The following is a 13,859-nucleotide window of genomic DNA, read 5'->3' on the forward strand; positions in this document are numbered from 1 at the left end:
CATGGAGAAGTTCACCCAGCACACCGGCGTCGGCGTCCCGCTGCGGCGCAGCAACGTCGACACCGACCAGATCATCCCGGCCGTCTACCTCAAGCGGGTGACCCGCACCGGCTTCGAGGACGCGCTGTTCGCCGCCTGGCGCGGGGACCCGGACTTCGTCCTCAACCGGCCCGCCTACGCCTCCGGCTCCGTCCTCGTGGCGGGCCCGGACTTCGGCACGGGCTCCTCCCGCGAGCACGCCGTGTGGGCGCTGAAGGACTACGGCTTCCGCGTGGTGCTCGCCCCGAAGTTCGCCGACATCTTCCGCGGCAACGCGGGCAAGCAGGGCCTCGTGGCCGGCGTCATCAGCCAGGAGGACGCCGAGATGCTGTGGAAGGTGCTCGAGAACGAGCCCGGCACCGAGGTGACGGTCGACCTGGTCGGCAAGACCGTCGTCGCCGGCGACGTCCACGCCACCTTCGAGATCGACGACTACACCCGCTGGCGCCTCCTCGAGGGGCTCGACGACATCGGGCTGACGCTGCAGAACGAGGCGGACATCACCGCGTTCGAGGCCACCCGGGAGCCGTGGCGCCCGCGCACGCTGCCCGCCAAGCACCTGCCGCCCGTCCACGTGATGGCTGCGCGCCCCGTCGGCGGCGACGGCGGCGGCCTGCCCGCCCACGCGGACGCCCCGCTGGCCTGAGGCTCGAGGACGCCAGGCACTGCGCCCCGCGGACCGTTCCGGTCCCCGGGGCGCAGCTGTGTCCGAACCGACACCTGGCCCCCCTCCACGGGCCCGTGGGGCGGCACGTATCCTGTTTCGACGGCGGACCACCCGGGTCCGCTTCGAAACGGGCTCCGTCAGTTCCCGGGGCTGGTGAGGTGTTTATGAGCGGGCTCCTGACTGTCGAGGGTGGCACGCCGCTGACCGGTGAGATCACCGTGCGCGGCGCGAAGAACTTCGTCTCGAAGGCGATGGTGGCCTCCCTCCTGGGCGAGGGACCGTCGGTGCTCGCGAACGTGCCGGTCATCCGGGACGTGGACGTCGTCGCCGACCTGCTGCGCCTGCACGGCGTGACGGTCGACCACGACCGTGAGGCCGGCGTGCTGCACCTGGACCCGACCGACGTCGAGTCCGCGCACGTGGCCGACATCGACGCCTACGCCGGCTCCTCGCGGATCCCGATCCTCTTCTGCGGCCCGCTGCTGCACCGGCTGGGCGAGGCGTTCATCCCCGACCTGGGCGGCTGCCGCATCGGCGACCGGCCGATCGACTACCACCTGGACATCCTGCGCAGCTTCGGCGCCGTCGTCGACAAGCGCGTGCAGGGCATCCACATCTCCGCGCCCCGCGGCCTGCGGGGAACCAAGATCGAGCTGCCCTACCCCTCGGTGGGGGCGACCGAGCAGACGCTGCTGACGGCCGTGCGGGCCCAGGGCCTGACCGAGCTGCGCAACGCCGCGATCGAGCCCGAGATCACCGACCTCATCGCCGTCCTGCAGAAGATGGGCGCCATCATCTCGGTCGACACCGACCGCACCATCCGCATCGAGGGCGTGGACCGCCTCCTCGGCTACCGGCACACCGCGCTGGCCGACCGAATCGAGGCCGGCTCCTGGGCGTCGGCCGCTCTGGCCACCCACGGCGACGTCTTCGTCCGCGGTGCCTCCCAGCCGGAGATGATGACCTTCCTCAACACCTACCGGAAGGTCGGCGGCGCGTTCGACGTGCGCGACGACGGCATCCGGTTCTGGCACCCGGGCAGCGACCTGAACTCGATCGTCCTCGAGACCGACGTCCACCCCGGCTTCATGACCGACTGGCAGCAGCCGCTGGTCGTGGCGCTGACCCAGGCCAAGGGCCTGTCGATCGTCCACGAGACCGTGTACGAGAACCGGTTCGGGTTCACCGACGCCCTGCGCGGCATGGGCGCCACCATCCAGATCTACCGCGAGTGCCTCGGCGGGCTGCCCTGCCGGTTCGGGCAGCGCAACTTCTACCACTCCGCCGTCGTCTCCGGCCCGACGCCGCTGCGCGCGGCGAACATCGAGGTCCCCGACCTGCGCGGCGGGTTCTCCCACCTCATCGCCGCCCTGGCGGCGGAGGGCACCTCGCAGGTCCGCGGCATCAGCATCATCAACCGCGGCTACGAGAACTTCATGGGCAAGCTTGAGGCGCTCTCCGCCAAGGTCACCCTGGCGGAGCTCTCCACCGCCGCCAGCTGACCCGGGTGGTCCCGCGCCTCGTCGGGCACTCGCACGGCACACTGGCGCCATGAACGTCGCCGAGCTGCTCATCGAGTCCTACTCCCGCGTGCCCGACGAGGCAGCCCGCATCCTCGCCGGGCTGGACGAGACGGCCCTGACCTACCGGCCCGACGCCGAGGCGAACTCCATCGCCTGGCTGATCTGGCACCTGGCCCGCGGCCAGGACGCCCAGGTGGCCTCCTGCTCCGGGGAGGAGCAGGCCTGGACTGCGGACGGCTGGGCCGCGCGCATGGGGCTGCCGTTCGACCCTGCCGCCACGGGTTACGGCCAGTCCAGCGACGAGGTCGCCCAGGTGCGCGTCGGTGCCGAGGACCTGCTCGGCTACCTCGGCGACGTCCACCGGCGCACCGTGGAGTTCCTCGCGACGCTGGCGGAGGAGGATCTCGAGCGGGTGGTCGACGAGGCGTGGGACCCGCCCGTGACCCTGGGCGTGCGGCTGGTCAGCATCGTGGGCGACGACCTCCAGCACCTCGGGCAGGCCGCCTACGTGCGCGGTCTGGTCGAGCGGTCCTGAGCTGCACCTGTCGGTGAGATGTGCCTGCCGGGTGAGCTGCCTGGCCTCGGTCCTGCATCGCAGGCCGTGCTGCCCCGATCGTCAGCTCGCCGTCGCCCCGAGAAGCACGTAGATCACGGTCCCGACCATGAGTCCGGCGCCGACCGGGACCGCCCAGTCCGCCCACCGTGGCCCCGTCGAGCGGCCGACGAGACCCAGCACCAGCACGGCCGGCCCGAGCAGCCAGCCGCTCCAGCCCAGGACTCCGAGCGCCAGCCCGACCAGCGCACACATGACCACCACCGGCACCAGCACCAGGCCGGGCAGCCGTCGCTCGTGCGTCTCCACGGCTGGCTCCCGTCGTCGTGGCCGCGTCCCTTCACCCTACGGGGAGGCACGGGAAGAGCCGGGGGTGAGTCGGCGACGTCTCGGCGACGGAGCTCGTCGGAGGGGCCGTCGAGGGCGTGGCGACTACCATCGCGAACGTGCAGCCACGAAAGCAGTCCGGCGTCTACCGGTTCCTCGTCTCCCTGCTCCGCCCGGCGATGACCCTGATGACCCGGCGGACCTGGCGCGGTGGCGAGCACCTGCCGGCCGTCGGCGGCTTCGTCGCCGTGGCGAACCACGCCAGCAACATGGACCCGTTGACCGTGGCGCACTTCCTCTACGACCACGGCGCCGCGCCGAAGTTCCTCGCGAAGTCCTCGCTCTTCGAGGTCCCCGTCCTCGGCAGGCTGCTGGCCGCGGCCGACCAGATCCCGGTCTACCGCGGCACCGCCCGTGCGGGCGACTCGCTCGTCGCGGCGGAGAAGGCGGTGCGCCGGGGCGAGTGCGTCGTGATCTTCCCCGAGGGCACGTTCACCCGGGACCCCGACCTGTGGCCGATGACCGCTCGCACCGGCGCCGCACGCCTGGCCCTGAGCACGCGGGTGCCCGTCATCCCGGTGACCCAGTGGGGCGCGCACCGCATCATGCCCCGCTACACCGCACGCTTCCGCCCCTTCCCGCGCACGCCGGTCACCGTGGTCGCGGGGCCTCCCGTCGGCCTGGAGGACCTGTACGGCCGGCCCGTCGACCAGGAGGTGCTCCGCGAGGCGACCACGCGGATCATGGCCGCGCTCACGGCCCAGCTCGCCGAGATCCGTGGCGAGAGACCGCCCGCGCGCCCGTACGACGTGCGCCGCGACGGCGACCCGCGCGCCGCGCACGACGCGGCCCGCGCGGAGAGGCGGGCCGCGCGACGGGAACGCCGCGCGGCCCGGGACCGGCGGCTCGCCGCCCTCCGCGAGCGCCTCGCCCCGCTGCGGGCCCGGAGATCCGCGCGCCGGGCCGGGGGCCGCCCGTGATGGCGGCGGGGCGCCCCGAGGACGGACCGGCGGGGGAGGGGACCCCCGGTGAGAGCACCGGATGGACGACGGCGGAGCCGGCGGTACGCGCCGCGGTCCTCGGCACCGGGGCGTGGGGCACCACCTTCGCGGCCATCATGGCCGACGCCGGCTGCTCGGTCCGCATGTGGGGCCGCAGCCCCGAGGTGGTCGGCGAGATCGCCGACCACCGCCGCAACTCGCGCAACCTGGCCGGGGTGAACCTTCCGCAGGGCATCACCGCCACCACCGACCTGGCCGCCGCGGTCGACGGCGCGGACGTCGTCGTCGTCGCCCTGCCCTCGCAGTCCGTGCGTGCGGTGCTCGCGCCCCTGTCGGGAACGCTGGCCGAGCGCGCGGTCGTCGTCTCCCTCATGAAGGGCGTGGAGCTGGGCACCCACCAGCGCATGAGCGAGGTCCTCGCCCAGGCGCTGGCGGTGGACCCCGGCCGCGTTGCGGTTGTCTCCGGCCCGAACCTGGCCAAGGAGATCGCGGCGCACCAGCCGGCCGGCGCGGTGGTGGCCGCCACGCGGCACGACGTCGCCGAGCTCGTCGCCCGCGCGTGCGCCGCGCCGTACTTCCGGCCGTACACCCACACCGACGTCGTCGGCGTCGAGCTCGGCGGTGCCCTGAAGAACGTCATCGCGCTCGCCGTCGGCATGGCGCAGGGCCGCGGGTACGGCGACAACACCAAGGCGCTGATCATCACCCGCGGCCTGGCGGAGACGGCGCGCCTGGGGGCCGCGCTCGGCGCCGAGCCGGGCACGTTCGCGGGCCTGGCCGGCATGGGTGACCTCGTGGCCACGTGCGCCTCGCCGCTGTCGCGCAACCACACGCTCGGCGCCCACATCGGCGCCGGCATGGGCCTGGAGGAGGCGCTGGTCGCGACCGGTGGCACGGCGGAGGGCGTGAAGTCCTGCCGCTCGGTGCTCGATCTCGCCAACGCCCACGGTGTCGACATGCCCATCACGCAGGCGGTCGTCGCCGTGCTGCACGAGGGCTGGCCGGTGGCGGAGATGACCGCCGCGCTGCTCGCCCGGCCGCTCAAGCACGAGCGCGCCTGAGCGAGCCGGGCCGGCGGGTCGACGCACGCACCTGTCGCGCGGGGCTGGCGGGGTCGACGCACGCACCATCACGCGGGGCTGGCGGGGTCGACGCACGCACCATCACGCGGGGCTGGCGGGGTCGACGTCGTTCCTGTTGTCCGGTGCCCAGGTCCGGGCCAGACTGGCGGCTCACGACCCCACACGAAGGAGCGGACCATGGCTGAGGACAACACGTACAAGATCGCGGAGATCGTCGGGACGTCGCCGACCGGCGTCGACGAGGCCATCCGCAACGGCCTTGCGCGCGCCAGCCAGACCCTGCACGGGCTGGACTGGTTCGAGGTCACCGAGGTCCGTGGCCACCTCGAGGAGGGCAAGGTCGCCCACTACCAGGTCGGCATGAAGGTCGGCTTCAAGCTCGACTGACCAAGGCCGCACGGCACTCACCGACCGCGGGGCCCTTCGGTGACTCAGCCGTCCGTGGTGCGCACGTCCACCACGAGCCGGGCCGGCTCGGTGAGCGTGAAGACCCGGAACGGGGCCTTCTCGTCCAGGCCGATGAACGCCTGGTTCTGGCCCTCGAACATGCCGGTGACGCGGACCTCCTCGACGAGGTCCGCGTCCTCCGCGTCGTAGGAGCCCTGCGCGACGCGACCGGTCTCGTCGTCACCCTCGGGGTAGCGCACCCCCGTGGCGATGACCTGGAGGGTGACGTCACCCTGGACGTCGACCACGTCCCCCTTGGGGTCCTCGACGGCCTCGTCGACGTACTCGACGCGCCAGCCGGGGGTGCCGGTGCCCTCGAAGTCGAGGACGACGCGCTCGTAGCCCTCGTGGCTGCCGACCCGGACCCCCGTGGGGAGCAGGTCGCCGCTGCCGCCGGAGGGCCAGTCGGGGTCGTTCTGCGGCTCGGTGCCGAAGTCGGCGGCGTCCGCCGGCTCGTCGGTCTCCTCCGCCGGCGCTGCCGTGGCCCCGTCGTCGCCCTGGCTGCCGTCGTCGTCCGTGCCGGTGGCGGAAGGGGTGGGAGATGCGCTCTCCCCGGAGGTGGGGGACGACGTCGCCGGTTCGGCGGGTGCCGGCTCCTCGCCGCCGTTGCTGCACGCGGCCAGCAGCGCCCCGCCTGCGAGGGCAGCCATGACCACCCGTGCCGATCTGCGCATCGCTCCTCCTCGGCTCCGTGGCCCCCGGGCGGGCGCCGACGCGCTCCACGCTAGCGGTCGGCGGCCGGTGCGCCGCGCACCGCCGGGCCGTCGATGCGGATCCGTGACCCGGCGGTCCGCTACTGGCCAGCTCGGCGGCCGTCGCCGGCCCGGGCACCGAGCCTCGCGGCCGTGAGGACCTGCATCTGCGCTGAGGGCCGCTACCTGGTCTGCGGTCCTCGGCGCAGATGGCGGTCCTCACGACCGCCACGCCGCGCCGCGCCGCGCGTGCCGCCCTCGCACGGCCGGGCAAACGTGCCGGAGCGGTCGCTACGCGGTCGGGCCGGTGCCCGGGTCGGTGACGATGAGGACGAGCGTGCCGGGGTGGTCCAGCACCGCCCACAGGACGGCTCCGGCGCCCATCCCGACGTAGATGCCGGTGCCCAGGGCGGCGTCGGGCGGGCCCACGCTCACGCCATGGACCCGCGAGTCGCCCTCCGGCCGGACCAGCTGCCCGGGCTCGAGGCCGCCGCCCAGGGGCGCCTGCGCGCCGGTGAGGAACGCGAGGCCCGTGTCCACCCCGCCCGGGAGGGTCACCTCCGGCGGGAAGTCGGTGACGCCGGCGACCGAGAGGTCCAGGCCGGCCTGGCCCTCTCCGCCGGTGTAGGAGACGACGACGCGTGACTGGTCGGGGCCCTGCTCGTAGATCTCGATGCCGGTGACGGAGTAGGTAGCCGAGCCGTCGTGCAGCGCCTCGACGCGCTCCGGCAGGACCGCGGTGTCGAAGCCGCCGATCCACGGCTCGCCGCCGTCGTCGCCGTCGGTCTGCGGCGGAGGCGACTGCCGCGGCTCCCAGGGGTAGTCCTCCGGCAGCGGCGGGTGACCGGCCCCGGGGGCGGTTGGGGTCCCTTCGGTGGGGCCCGACGTCGGTCCCGCCGTCGGGGTGGGGGCCGACGTCGCGCCCGGCTCCGGCGGTCCGACGGGGTCGTCGGCGGTCGCCAGCCCGCCGCAGCCGGCGAGCACCAGGGCCGCAGCGGTGGCGGTCGCGGCGGTCAGGATGGATGCGGTCCTCACGGGTCCCCCTCGATCGCGCAGGCGTGGGCGGTCACCTGTCTCGTGTCCGTCCGTGGCCCCATCTTGCACGCCGCGGCGACGCCGGTCGCCGGCTTTACGGGGCGCGGGCCAGTCGGTCTGCCGGGCACGCGATCGCCCCGGGGTCAGCTGTCGCGGTGCCCGGCCGCGGCGTGCAGCGCGCGGTCGAGATCGGCCCACAGGTCCTCGACGTCCTCGATGCCCACGCTCAGGCGCAGCAGGTCCTCCGGCACCGTGGCGGCCTCCGCCGGGAGCCGACGGCGCCGCTCGAGGCTCGACTCGACCCCGCCCAGGCTCGTGGCCGGCACCCACAGCTCCACCGCCCGGGTGACCGCCTCGGCGGCCGCGGCGCCACCGGCCGGCCGGAGGGTGAGGATCGAGCCGAACCCGTCCATCAGCTCGGCCGCGCGCTCGTGCTGCGGGTGCGAGGGCAGCCCGGGGTGGGCCACCGCCGCGACCAGCGGGTGCTCCGCGAGGCGCCGCGCGAGCTCGAGCGCGCTGGCCTGGGACCGCTCGACCCGCAGCGCGAGGGTGCGCAGCCCGCGCAGGGCGAGCCAGGCCTCCCACGGGCCGGGGATCGCGCCGCCGGTGGTGCGGCGGGCGTGGAGCCGGGCGCGAAGGTCGGCGTCGTCCGTGACGGCGGCGCCCATCACCAGGTCGGAGTGGCCCGCGAGGAACTTCGTCACGGAGTGGACGACGACGTCGGCGCCCTGGGCGAGCGGGCGCTGGCCCAGCGGGGTGGCGAAGGTGTTGTCGACCACGCACAGCGCCCCCGCCGCGTGGGCGGCTGCGGCGAGTGCGGGCACGTCAGCCACCTCGAGCATGGGGTTGGTGGGGGACTCGATCCACAGCACGCTCGCGGCCGGCTCGCCGTCGGGCGCCAGGGCGGCGATCACGGCGTCGGTGTCCGCGATGTCGACCTCGCGCACCACGGAGCCCTCACGCTCGGCCTGCTCCCGGGCGGCGGTGAGGGTCGCGAGGTAGGCGTGCCGCGGCGCGACGATCGCCGAGCCAGGCGTGGCCAGCCGCAGCACGGCGTCGATCGCTGCCATGCCGGAGGAGAACGCCAGGGCGGGCTGCGCGGCCCCCTCCAGGGCGCCGACCGCCTCCTCCAGCGGGAGCCACGTCTCGGTGTTGTACCGGGTGTAGAGCATCTCGTCGGCCGACGGCGTGCCGGTGGAGACGTAGGTGCTCGAGAGGACCACCGGGGAGTTGACGGGTGCGCCCTGCTCGCGCGGCGGGCGGCCGGCCGCGACGGCGGTGGTGGCGGGGGAGAAGGGGCGGTGCTGCGGGTCCGGGCTCACGGGGCCAGGCTATTCCCGCCACGGCGACGGCGGCACCGGCGTCCGCGGGGAACGGCGGGCGTCGGCAGGGGCACGACGGGCCCGACCGGCGTCCGCGGGGCACGGCGGGCGTCAGCAGGCGCCACGACCTGCGTCCGCGGGCGCCACGACGTGGGAGCGGTGACTGCGCCGTCGGCGGCGGTACCCTCGCACGCGATGAACATCGAGCGTGCACCCGAGCCCACCACCACCGACCCCGCCGGGCGGGACGCGCGCAAGGTGCGCGTCGCCGTCGTCTTCGGCGGGCGCAGCGGCGAGCACTCCGTCAGCTGCGCCACCGCGGCCGGCGTGCTGCGCGCGATCGACCGCGACGCGTACGACGTCGTCCCGGTCGGCATCACCCGCGACGGGCAGTGGGTTCTCGCCCCCGACGACCCCTCGCTCCTCGAGGGCGGGCGTGCGGAGATCACGGCCGACGGCGCCCAGGTGCTCGTCCCGTTCGGTGCCGCCCCGGCGCCGCTGGTCGTCGCCGAGCCGGGCCAGGTGCCCCACGAGCTGGGCGCGGTCGACGTCGTGCTGCCGCTGCTGCACGGCCCCTACGGCGAGGACGGCACGATCCAGGGCCTGCTCGAGATGGCCGGGACCCGGTACGTCGGCTCCGGCGTGCTGGCCTCCGCCGCCGCGATGGACAAGCACTACATGAAGGTGATCCTCGCGGGGCAGCTCCTGCCCATCGGGCCCTACACCGTGATCACCCCGCGGATGTGGCGGACGGACAAGGCGGCCGCCCTCGACGCCGTCGCCTCCCTCGGCCTCCCCGTCTTCGTCAAGCCCGCCCGCGCCGGTTCCTCCCTCGGGATCACCCGCGTGGAGCGCCCCGAGGACATCGAGGCAGCCGTCCTCGAGGCGCAGCGCCACGACCCGAAGGTCGTCGTCGAGGGGGCGATCAACGGCCGCGAGATCGAGTGCGCCGTTCTCGAGGGGCACGGCGACGACGCGCCGCGCACGTCCGTCCCCGGCGAGATCGTCCTCGACGCGCCGGCGGCCGGGTTCTACGACTACGAGACGAAGTACCTCGACACCGCACCGCTGACCATGGCGATCCCGGCCGACCTGCCCGAGGAGGTCGTCGCGCGCGTCCAGGAGCTCGCCGGGCAGGCGTTCGAGGCGCTCGGCTGCGAGGGCCTCGCCCGGGTCGACTTCTTCTACACCGACCACGGCGACGTGGTGATCAACGAGGTCAACACGATGCCCGGGTTCACGCCGTACTCGATGTACCCCGCGCTCTGGGAGGCGACCGGCCTGCCGTACCCGGACCTCATCGACGAGCTGGTCTCCCTCGCCCTGGAGCGCTCCGCCGGGCTGCGCTGACCCGCCCGGCGCGGGTCAGGAGACGTCGGTCGCGCCGACGCAGAACCGGTCGGCCGGGCTCACCCCGACCGCGCCGGCGAGCTCGACGAGGTACGCCGTCGGCTGGCCCGAGGTGCCCTGCTCGGCGGGGACGACCACCTCGATCGCAGGCTCGCGCCCGTAGGTGACGAACGTCCAGGAGCCGCGGCCCTGCCGGGCGTGCTCGGGCAGCGACTCGTCGTCGCCCTCCAGGGCGATCCAGTCGACGAAGCTGCCGTCCCCGGTCTCCACGCTCAGGCAGCGGTCCGTGGTCGGACCGGGCGGCTCGACGCCGCAGCGCAGCGTGACGGCCGGGTCACCCCAAGCCGTGGTGGCCTGCGACGAGGTGGAGCGGCGCTCAAGCCCGCCGAGCGCCTCCGGCGTCGAGATGAGGACCTCGCCGCACGTGGGGTCCGACGCGTGCTCGCCGGGCGGCAGGTCGACGGGGGAGGAGCATCCGGTCAGGACGGCGAGGGGGACGAGCGCAAGAGCGAGGGACCGGCGGGACACCCCGCCACTCTACGGCGGCGCGCGGGGGCCCCGGCCGCGCGGCCCGGACCGGCCTGGCCCGGCGGCGCGGCACTGGCACCGGGGCCCGGCCCGCCCCGCGGCACCGGCCCCGCACTGGCACCGGGGCCCGGCCCGCCCACGGCCCGGCCGCGACCCGCCCGCGGCCCGCCGCGCCCGATACGGTGGCGGGATGGACAGCCCGACGGTCGCCGACCTGAGCGAGGACGAGCTCATCGCCTCGTTCGTCCCCCTGCTGCCTCGCGGACGCCACACCCTCGTGCCCACGGGCGACGACGCGGCCGTCGTCGCGGCCCCGGACGGGCGCTTCTGCGTCTCGACGGACGTGCTCGTCCAGGACCGGCACTTCCGGCTCGAGTGGGGTGACGGCGCCGACGTGGGCTGGCGCGCCGCCGCGCAGAACCTCTCCGACATCGCCGCGATGGGGGCCGAACCGACGTCCATGGTGGTCTCCCTCGTGCTCCCGCCGACGACGCCGGTCGCCTGGGTCCACGACCTCAGCCGCGGGCTCGCAGAGCTGTGCGGGCCGCTCGGCGTCGGCGTCGACGGCGGTGACCTCTCCGCCGGGACGCAGGTGGTCGTGGCCGTGACCGTCCACGGCGATCTCGGCGGCCGCGCCCCCGTGCTGCGCTCCGGCGCCCGGGCGGGCGACGTCGTGGCTCACGCCGGTGTGCTGGGCCACGCGGCGGCGGGGATGGCGCTCCTGGCGTCGGGACGTCGCGGCGGTGCGGACGAGGGCCTCGTCGCCGCCTTCCTGCGCCCACGGCCCGCGCTCGCCGCCGGACCGGCCGCGGCCGGGGCTGGGGCCACCGCCATGATGGACGTCTCGGACGGTCTGCTGCGGGACGCCTCCCGGCTGGCCCGCAGCTCCGGCGTCGTGATCGACCTCGAGCCGCTGGAGCGTTCCGTGCCCGGCGACCTCGCGGGGCTGAGGGACGCCGCCGCCCGGATGGAGACCGATCCGGCCGCCTGGGCGCTGACCGGCGGGGAGGACCACGGGATGCTCGCCACCTTCCCGGCCGGCGCCGCCCTGCCCGAGGGGTTCCGCCCCCTCGGCACGGTGCGGGCCCCGGATGCTGGGCACCCGGCCGGGACCGTCCTCGTGGACGGGGTCCCGCCGGCGGTCACCTCCCTGGGCTGGGACCACTTCCGCCGCTGAGCACCCGGCCTGACGGTTCCCGGGCGTCGCCCGTGGCGGTGACCGCGCGCGTGTCCACCTCGTGGGGCAGCCACCCGGCGCCGGCTAGGCCGGGACGATGTTCTGGTTGAGGTGGAACAGGTTCTTGGGGTCCCACAGGGTCTTCAGGCGCTGCAGCCGTCCGTACTTTTCCTCGCCGTAGGCGCGGCGCACCCGGCCCTCGCCCTCGGTCATCAGGAAGTTGGTGTAGGCACCGACGCCGTGCGGCTCGAGAGCGTCCCACAGCTCGTGCACCCACTCGCGCTCCGCCGCATGCTCCTCGGCGGTGAGAGCGTTGCCGTTGATGTTCACCGTGTGGGTGGCGTGCCGCCCCGAGAAGGCGGTGGCGTCGTCGTCGACGCGGGAGGGTGCGCCGTCGCCGACGTGGAAGTAGTTGAAGGAGCTGATCGGAGATCGGATCCGGGCGGCGTGGTCGGCGAACAGGTCGATGATCTCGTCGGTGAGCGGACCGATGTCGCAGGACCGGAAGTAGTAGTGCCAGCCGCGCTCGAAGGAGGGGTCGAACGTCGCCTGGTGGATGACGAACGGCTTGGGCCGGCACAGGTCGAGGAGCGGGGTGCCGACGCGCCGCAGCGGGGCGACGTAACGTTCGCCGTCGTCCGGGTCGCCGGCCCAGCACACGAAGACCACGGTCACGTGGCGTCCCTGCATCTCGGGGGGGACCACCGGGAGCGTGGGCGCGCGGCGGTGCCCCGCGATCGTCCCCAGGTCCTCGGGCGCTCCGGCGATCCACCCCCGGTAGAACCGCAGCACCTCTGCCGTCTGCTCGACCGGCCAGAAGATCGGTCCGGCGAGCACGGTGGGGCCGACGTCGGAGAGCCGGTACTCGAACTCCGTCACGACGCCGAAGTTGCCGCCCCCGCCGCGCACGCCCCAGAAGAGGTCGCGGTTCTCGTCCTCGCTCGCGTGCACGAGCTCTCCGCCGGCGGTGACGAGGTCCACGGACAGGAGCTGGTCGAGGGTGAGCCCGTGACGGCGGGTGAGCCAGCCGATGCCGCCGCCCAGGGTGAGTCCCGCGATGCCGGTGTGCGTCACGATGCCGGACGGCACGGCGGTCCCGAAGGCCTGCGTCTCCCGGTCGAGCTCGCCGAGCAGCACCCCCGCCTGCGCCCGGACGGTGCGCGCGGCCGGGTCGACCCGCGTGCCGCGCATGGGGGAGAGGTCCACGACGATGCCGTCGTCGCAGGTGGACAGGCCGGGGAAGCTGTGCCCGCCGCCACGGACGGCCACGGTCAGGCCCGTGTCCCGCGCGACGTGGAGGGCGGCGATGACGTCCGCCACCCCGGCGCACCGGGCGATGACGGCCGGGCGGCGGTCGATGGCGCCGTTCCACACGTGGCGGTGCTGCTCGTAGCCCGGGTCGCCCGGGAGGAGAACCTCCCCCCGGAAGCCGTTCGTCAGGCCCGAAAGATCCGCCGGTGTGACGGTGGCGGTGCCCATTCCGACCTCCCTGCCAAGGGTGGTCCGACAATCTTCCGCCGCGGCCGACGCGGCGACAAGGGGTTGGGCCGGCGGGCGGCAGGAGAGCTCGGGCCACGAACCGTGGGCAAGCGAAAGGCCGCCGTCCCCGGACGGGGAGGGCGGCCTCAAGCGGTGCGCGTCGCCGCGCGGGTGCGTCAGACGGCGCGGGTGACCTTGTCGGCCTTGAGGCACGAGGTGCACACGTTCACGCGCTTCGGGGCGCCGTTGACGAGGGCGCGCACGCGCTGGATGTTCGGGTTCCAACGGCGGCTGGTCCGCACGTGGGAGTGCGAGACGCTCTTGCCGAAGCTCGGGCGCTTGCCGCAGACGTCGCAGGTGGCAGCCACGGTCGTTCTCCTGATCTTCTCGCTGACGCACAGCCGGGAGGCGGTGCGTGATGTCGGTGAGCCCGAAGATGGAGGCGGACGCCTGCCGGGTCGGGCAACCTGGCAAGAGTACCCGAGAAATCGCCGGAGGCTCAAACGGCCGGGGCCCGGGCCGGGGTGGCGTCCGCCACAGAGCGAGCTGCCGGGACCGATCCGGCCACGTTCCCACAGCGGTACCGGCCCGTGTGGGCGACGGCGGATAACCTGAGGATCGTAGAGGACCGGCACCG

The 13,859-nt window shown here is 74.6% G+C and carries 15 protein-coding genes; 8 read left to right on the plus strand and 7 right to left on the minus strand.

Features of this window, described 5'->3' with window-relative positions; genetic code table 11:
• The first annotated feature begins 1 nt into the window (after position 1).
• The 3 genes from leuD to ABD774_RS08595 all read left to right on the plus strand — a co-directional run bounded on the left by leuD (position 2) and on the right by ABD774_RS08595 (position 2,764).
• Positions 2-685 carry a 3-isopropylmalate dehydratase small subunit gene (gene leuD / locus ABD774_RS08585; protein WP_345039881.1) on the plus strand — a complete coding sequence of 228 codons (684 nt, stop codon included), beginning with the start codon at positions 2-4 and terminating at the stop codon, positions 683-685.
• A 185-nt stretch (positions 686-870) separates the two neighbouring features.
• Positions 871-2,208 carry a UDP-N-acetylglucosamine 1-carboxyvinyltransferase gene (murA, locus tag ABD774_RS08590; RefSeq protein ID WP_345039884.1) on the plus strand — a complete coding sequence of 446 codons (1,338 nt, stop codon included), beginning with the start codon at positions 871-873 and terminating at the stop codon, positions 2,206-2,208.
• A 49-nt stretch (positions 2,209-2,257) separates the two neighbouring features.
• Positions 2,258-2,764, plus strand: coding sequence for a mycothiol transferase (locus tag ABD774_RS08595; RefSeq protein ID WP_345039886.1), 507 nt, complete (start codon positions 2,258-2,260; stop codon positions 2,762-2,764).
• Between the two features lie 81 nt (positions 2,765-2,845).
• Here ABD774_RS08595 and ABD774_RS08600 read toward each other — a convergent pair whose 3' ends face one another.
• A complete protein-coding gene (locus ABD774_RS08600) occupies positions 2,846-3,091 on the minus strand; it encodes a hypothetical protein (protein WP_345039889.1) in 246 nt (81 codons plus the stop codon).
• A gap of 137 nt (positions 3,092-3,228) precedes the next feature.
• Here ABD774_RS08600 and ABD774_RS08605 point away from each other — a divergent pair, with 137 nt between their 5' ends.
• The 3 genes from ABD774_RS08605 (at position 3,229) to ABD774_RS08615 (ending at position 5,579) form a co-directional block, all read left to right on the plus strand.
• A complete protein-coding gene (locus tag ABD774_RS08605; RefSeq protein ID WP_345039891.1) occupies positions 3,229-4,089 on the plus strand; it encodes a lysophospholipid acyltransferase family protein in 861 nt (286 codons plus the stop codon).
• On the plus strand, positions 4,089-5,171 hold the full coding sequence (locus ABD774_RS08610; RefSeq protein WP_345039893.1) for an NAD(P)H-dependent glycerol-3-phosphate dehydrogenase: 1,083 nt from the start codon (positions 4,089-4,091) through the stop codon (positions 5,169-5,171). Before ABD774_RS08605 ends, ABD774_RS08610 begins: the two co-directional genes overlap by 1 nt.
• Positions 5,172-5,369: 198 nt before the next feature.
• On the plus strand, positions 5,370-5,579 hold the full coding sequence (locus ABD774_RS08615) for a dodecin (protein ID WP_345039896.1): 210 nt from the start codon (positions 5,370-5,372) through the stop codon (positions 5,577-5,579).
• Between the two features lie 44 nt (positions 5,580-5,623).
• Here ABD774_RS08615 and ABD774_RS08620 read toward each other — a convergent pair whose 3' ends face one another.
• The 3 genes from ABD774_RS08620 to ABD774_RS08630 form a co-directional block, all read right to left on the minus strand.
• Positions 5,624-6,313: an AMIN-like domain-containing (lipo)protein gene (locus tag ABD774_RS08620; protein WP_345039898.1), complete on the minus strand. Its 690-nt coding sequence runs from the start codon at positions 6,311-6,313 to the stop codon at positions 5,624-5,626.
• A 309-nt stretch (positions 6,314-6,622) separates the two neighbouring features.
• The gene (locus ABD774_RS08625; protein ID WP_345039900.1) at positions 6,623-7,366 is read right to left on the minus strand and encodes an RAD23 family protein; all 744 of its coding nucleotides are present in this window, start codon (positions 7,364-7,366) and stop codon (positions 6,623-6,625) included.
• A 143-nt stretch (positions 7,367-7,509) separates the two neighbouring features.
• The gene (locus tag ABD774_RS08630) at positions 7,510-8,688 is read right to left on the minus strand and encodes a trans-sulfuration enzyme family protein (protein ID WP_345039901.1); all 1,179 of its coding nucleotides are present in this window, start codon (positions 8,686-8,688) and stop codon (positions 7,510-7,512) included.
• Positions 8,689-8,883: 195 nt separating this feature from the next.
• On the opposite strand from ABD774_RS08630, the gene ABD774_RS08635 reads away from it, so the two are divergent.
• On the plus strand, positions 8,884-10,038 hold the full coding sequence (locus ABD774_RS08635) for a D-alanine--D-alanine ligase family protein (RefSeq protein WP_345039903.1): 1,155 nt from the start codon (positions 8,884-8,886) through the stop codon (positions 10,036-10,038).
• A gap of 15 nt (positions 10,039-10,053) precedes the next feature.
• Here the strand turns inward: ABD774_RS08635 and ABD774_RS08640 are convergent, their stop codons facing one another.
• Complete coding sequence (locus tag ABD774_RS08640) at positions 10,054-10,566, minus strand: DUF3515 family protein (RefSeq protein WP_345039906.1); 513 nt, start codon at positions 10,564-10,566, stop codon at positions 10,054-10,056.
• Positions 10,567-10,756: 190 nt separating this feature from the next.
• Here ABD774_RS08640 and ABD774_RS08645 point away from each other — a divergent pair, with 190 nt between their 5' ends.
• Complete coding sequence (locus ABD774_RS08645) at positions 10,757-11,743, plus strand: thiamine-phosphate kinase (protein ID WP_345039908.1); 987 nt, start codon at positions 10,757-10,759, stop codon at positions 11,741-11,743.
• 84 nt (positions 11,744-11,827) lie between these two features.
• On the opposite strand, the gene ABD774_RS08650 is transcribed toward ABD774_RS08645, so the two are convergent.
• Both ABD774_RS08650 and rpmB read right to left on the minus strand, forming a co-directional pair.
• Positions 11,828-13,222 carry an FAD-binding oxidoreductase gene (locus ABD774_RS08650; RefSeq protein ID WP_345039910.1) on the minus strand — a complete coding sequence of 465 codons (1,395 nt, stop codon included), beginning with the start codon at positions 13,220-13,222 and terminating at the stop codon, positions 11,828-11,830.
• Positions 13,223-13,398: 176 nt separating this feature from the next.
• Complete coding sequence (gene rpmB, locus ABD774_RS08655; protein WP_098484684.1) at positions 13,399-13,590, minus strand: 50S ribosomal protein L28; 192 nt, start codon at positions 13,588-13,590, stop codon at positions 13,399-13,401.
• Positions 13,591-13,859: the final 269 nt, after the last annotated feature.

The organism is Georgenia daeguensis (genome assembly GCF_039537705.1).
Classification (GTDB): Bacteria; Actinomycetota; Actinomycetes; order Actinomycetales; family Actinomycetaceae; genus Georgenia; species Georgenia daeguensis.

Excerpts from the sequence above, each read along its gene's own strand:
- ABD774_RS08650 (WP_345039910.1), bottom strand. The coding sequence starts at position 13,222 with ATGGGCACCGCCACCGTCACACCGGCGGATCTTTCGGGCCTGACGAAC.
- ABD774_RS08610 (WP_345039893.1), top strand. The coding sequence starts at position 4,089 with ATGGCGGCGGGGCGCCCCGAGGACGGACCGGCGGGGGAGGGGACCCCC.
- ABD774_RS08595 (WP_345039886.1), top strand. The coding sequence starts at position 2,258 with ATGAACGTCGCCGAGCTGCTCATCGAGTCCTACTCCCGCGTGCCCGAC.
- ABD774_RS08635 (WP_345039903.1), top strand. The coding sequence starts at position 8,884 with ATGAACATCGAGCGTGCACCCGAGCCCACCACCACCGACCCCGCCGGG.
- ABD774_RS08615 (WP_345039896.1), top strand. The coding sequence starts at position 5,370 with ATGGCTGAGGACAACACGTACAAGATCGCGGAGATCGTCGGGACGTCG.
- ABD774_RS08645 (WP_345039908.1), top strand. The coding sequence starts at position 10,757 with ATGGACAGCCCGACGGTCGCCGACCTGAGCGAGGACGAGCTCATCGCC.
- leuD (WP_345039881.1), top strand. The coding sequence starts at position 2 with ATGGAGAAGTTCACCCAGCACACCGGCGTCGGCGTCCCGCTGCGGCGC.
- ABD774_RS08620 (WP_345039898.1), bottom strand. The coding sequence starts at position 6,313 with ATGCGCAGATCGGCACGGGTGGTCATGGCTGCCCTCGCAGGCGGGGCG.
- murA (WP_345039884.1), top strand. The coding sequence starts at position 871 with ATGAGCGGGCTCCTGACTGTCGAGGGTGGCACGCCGCTGACCGGTGAG.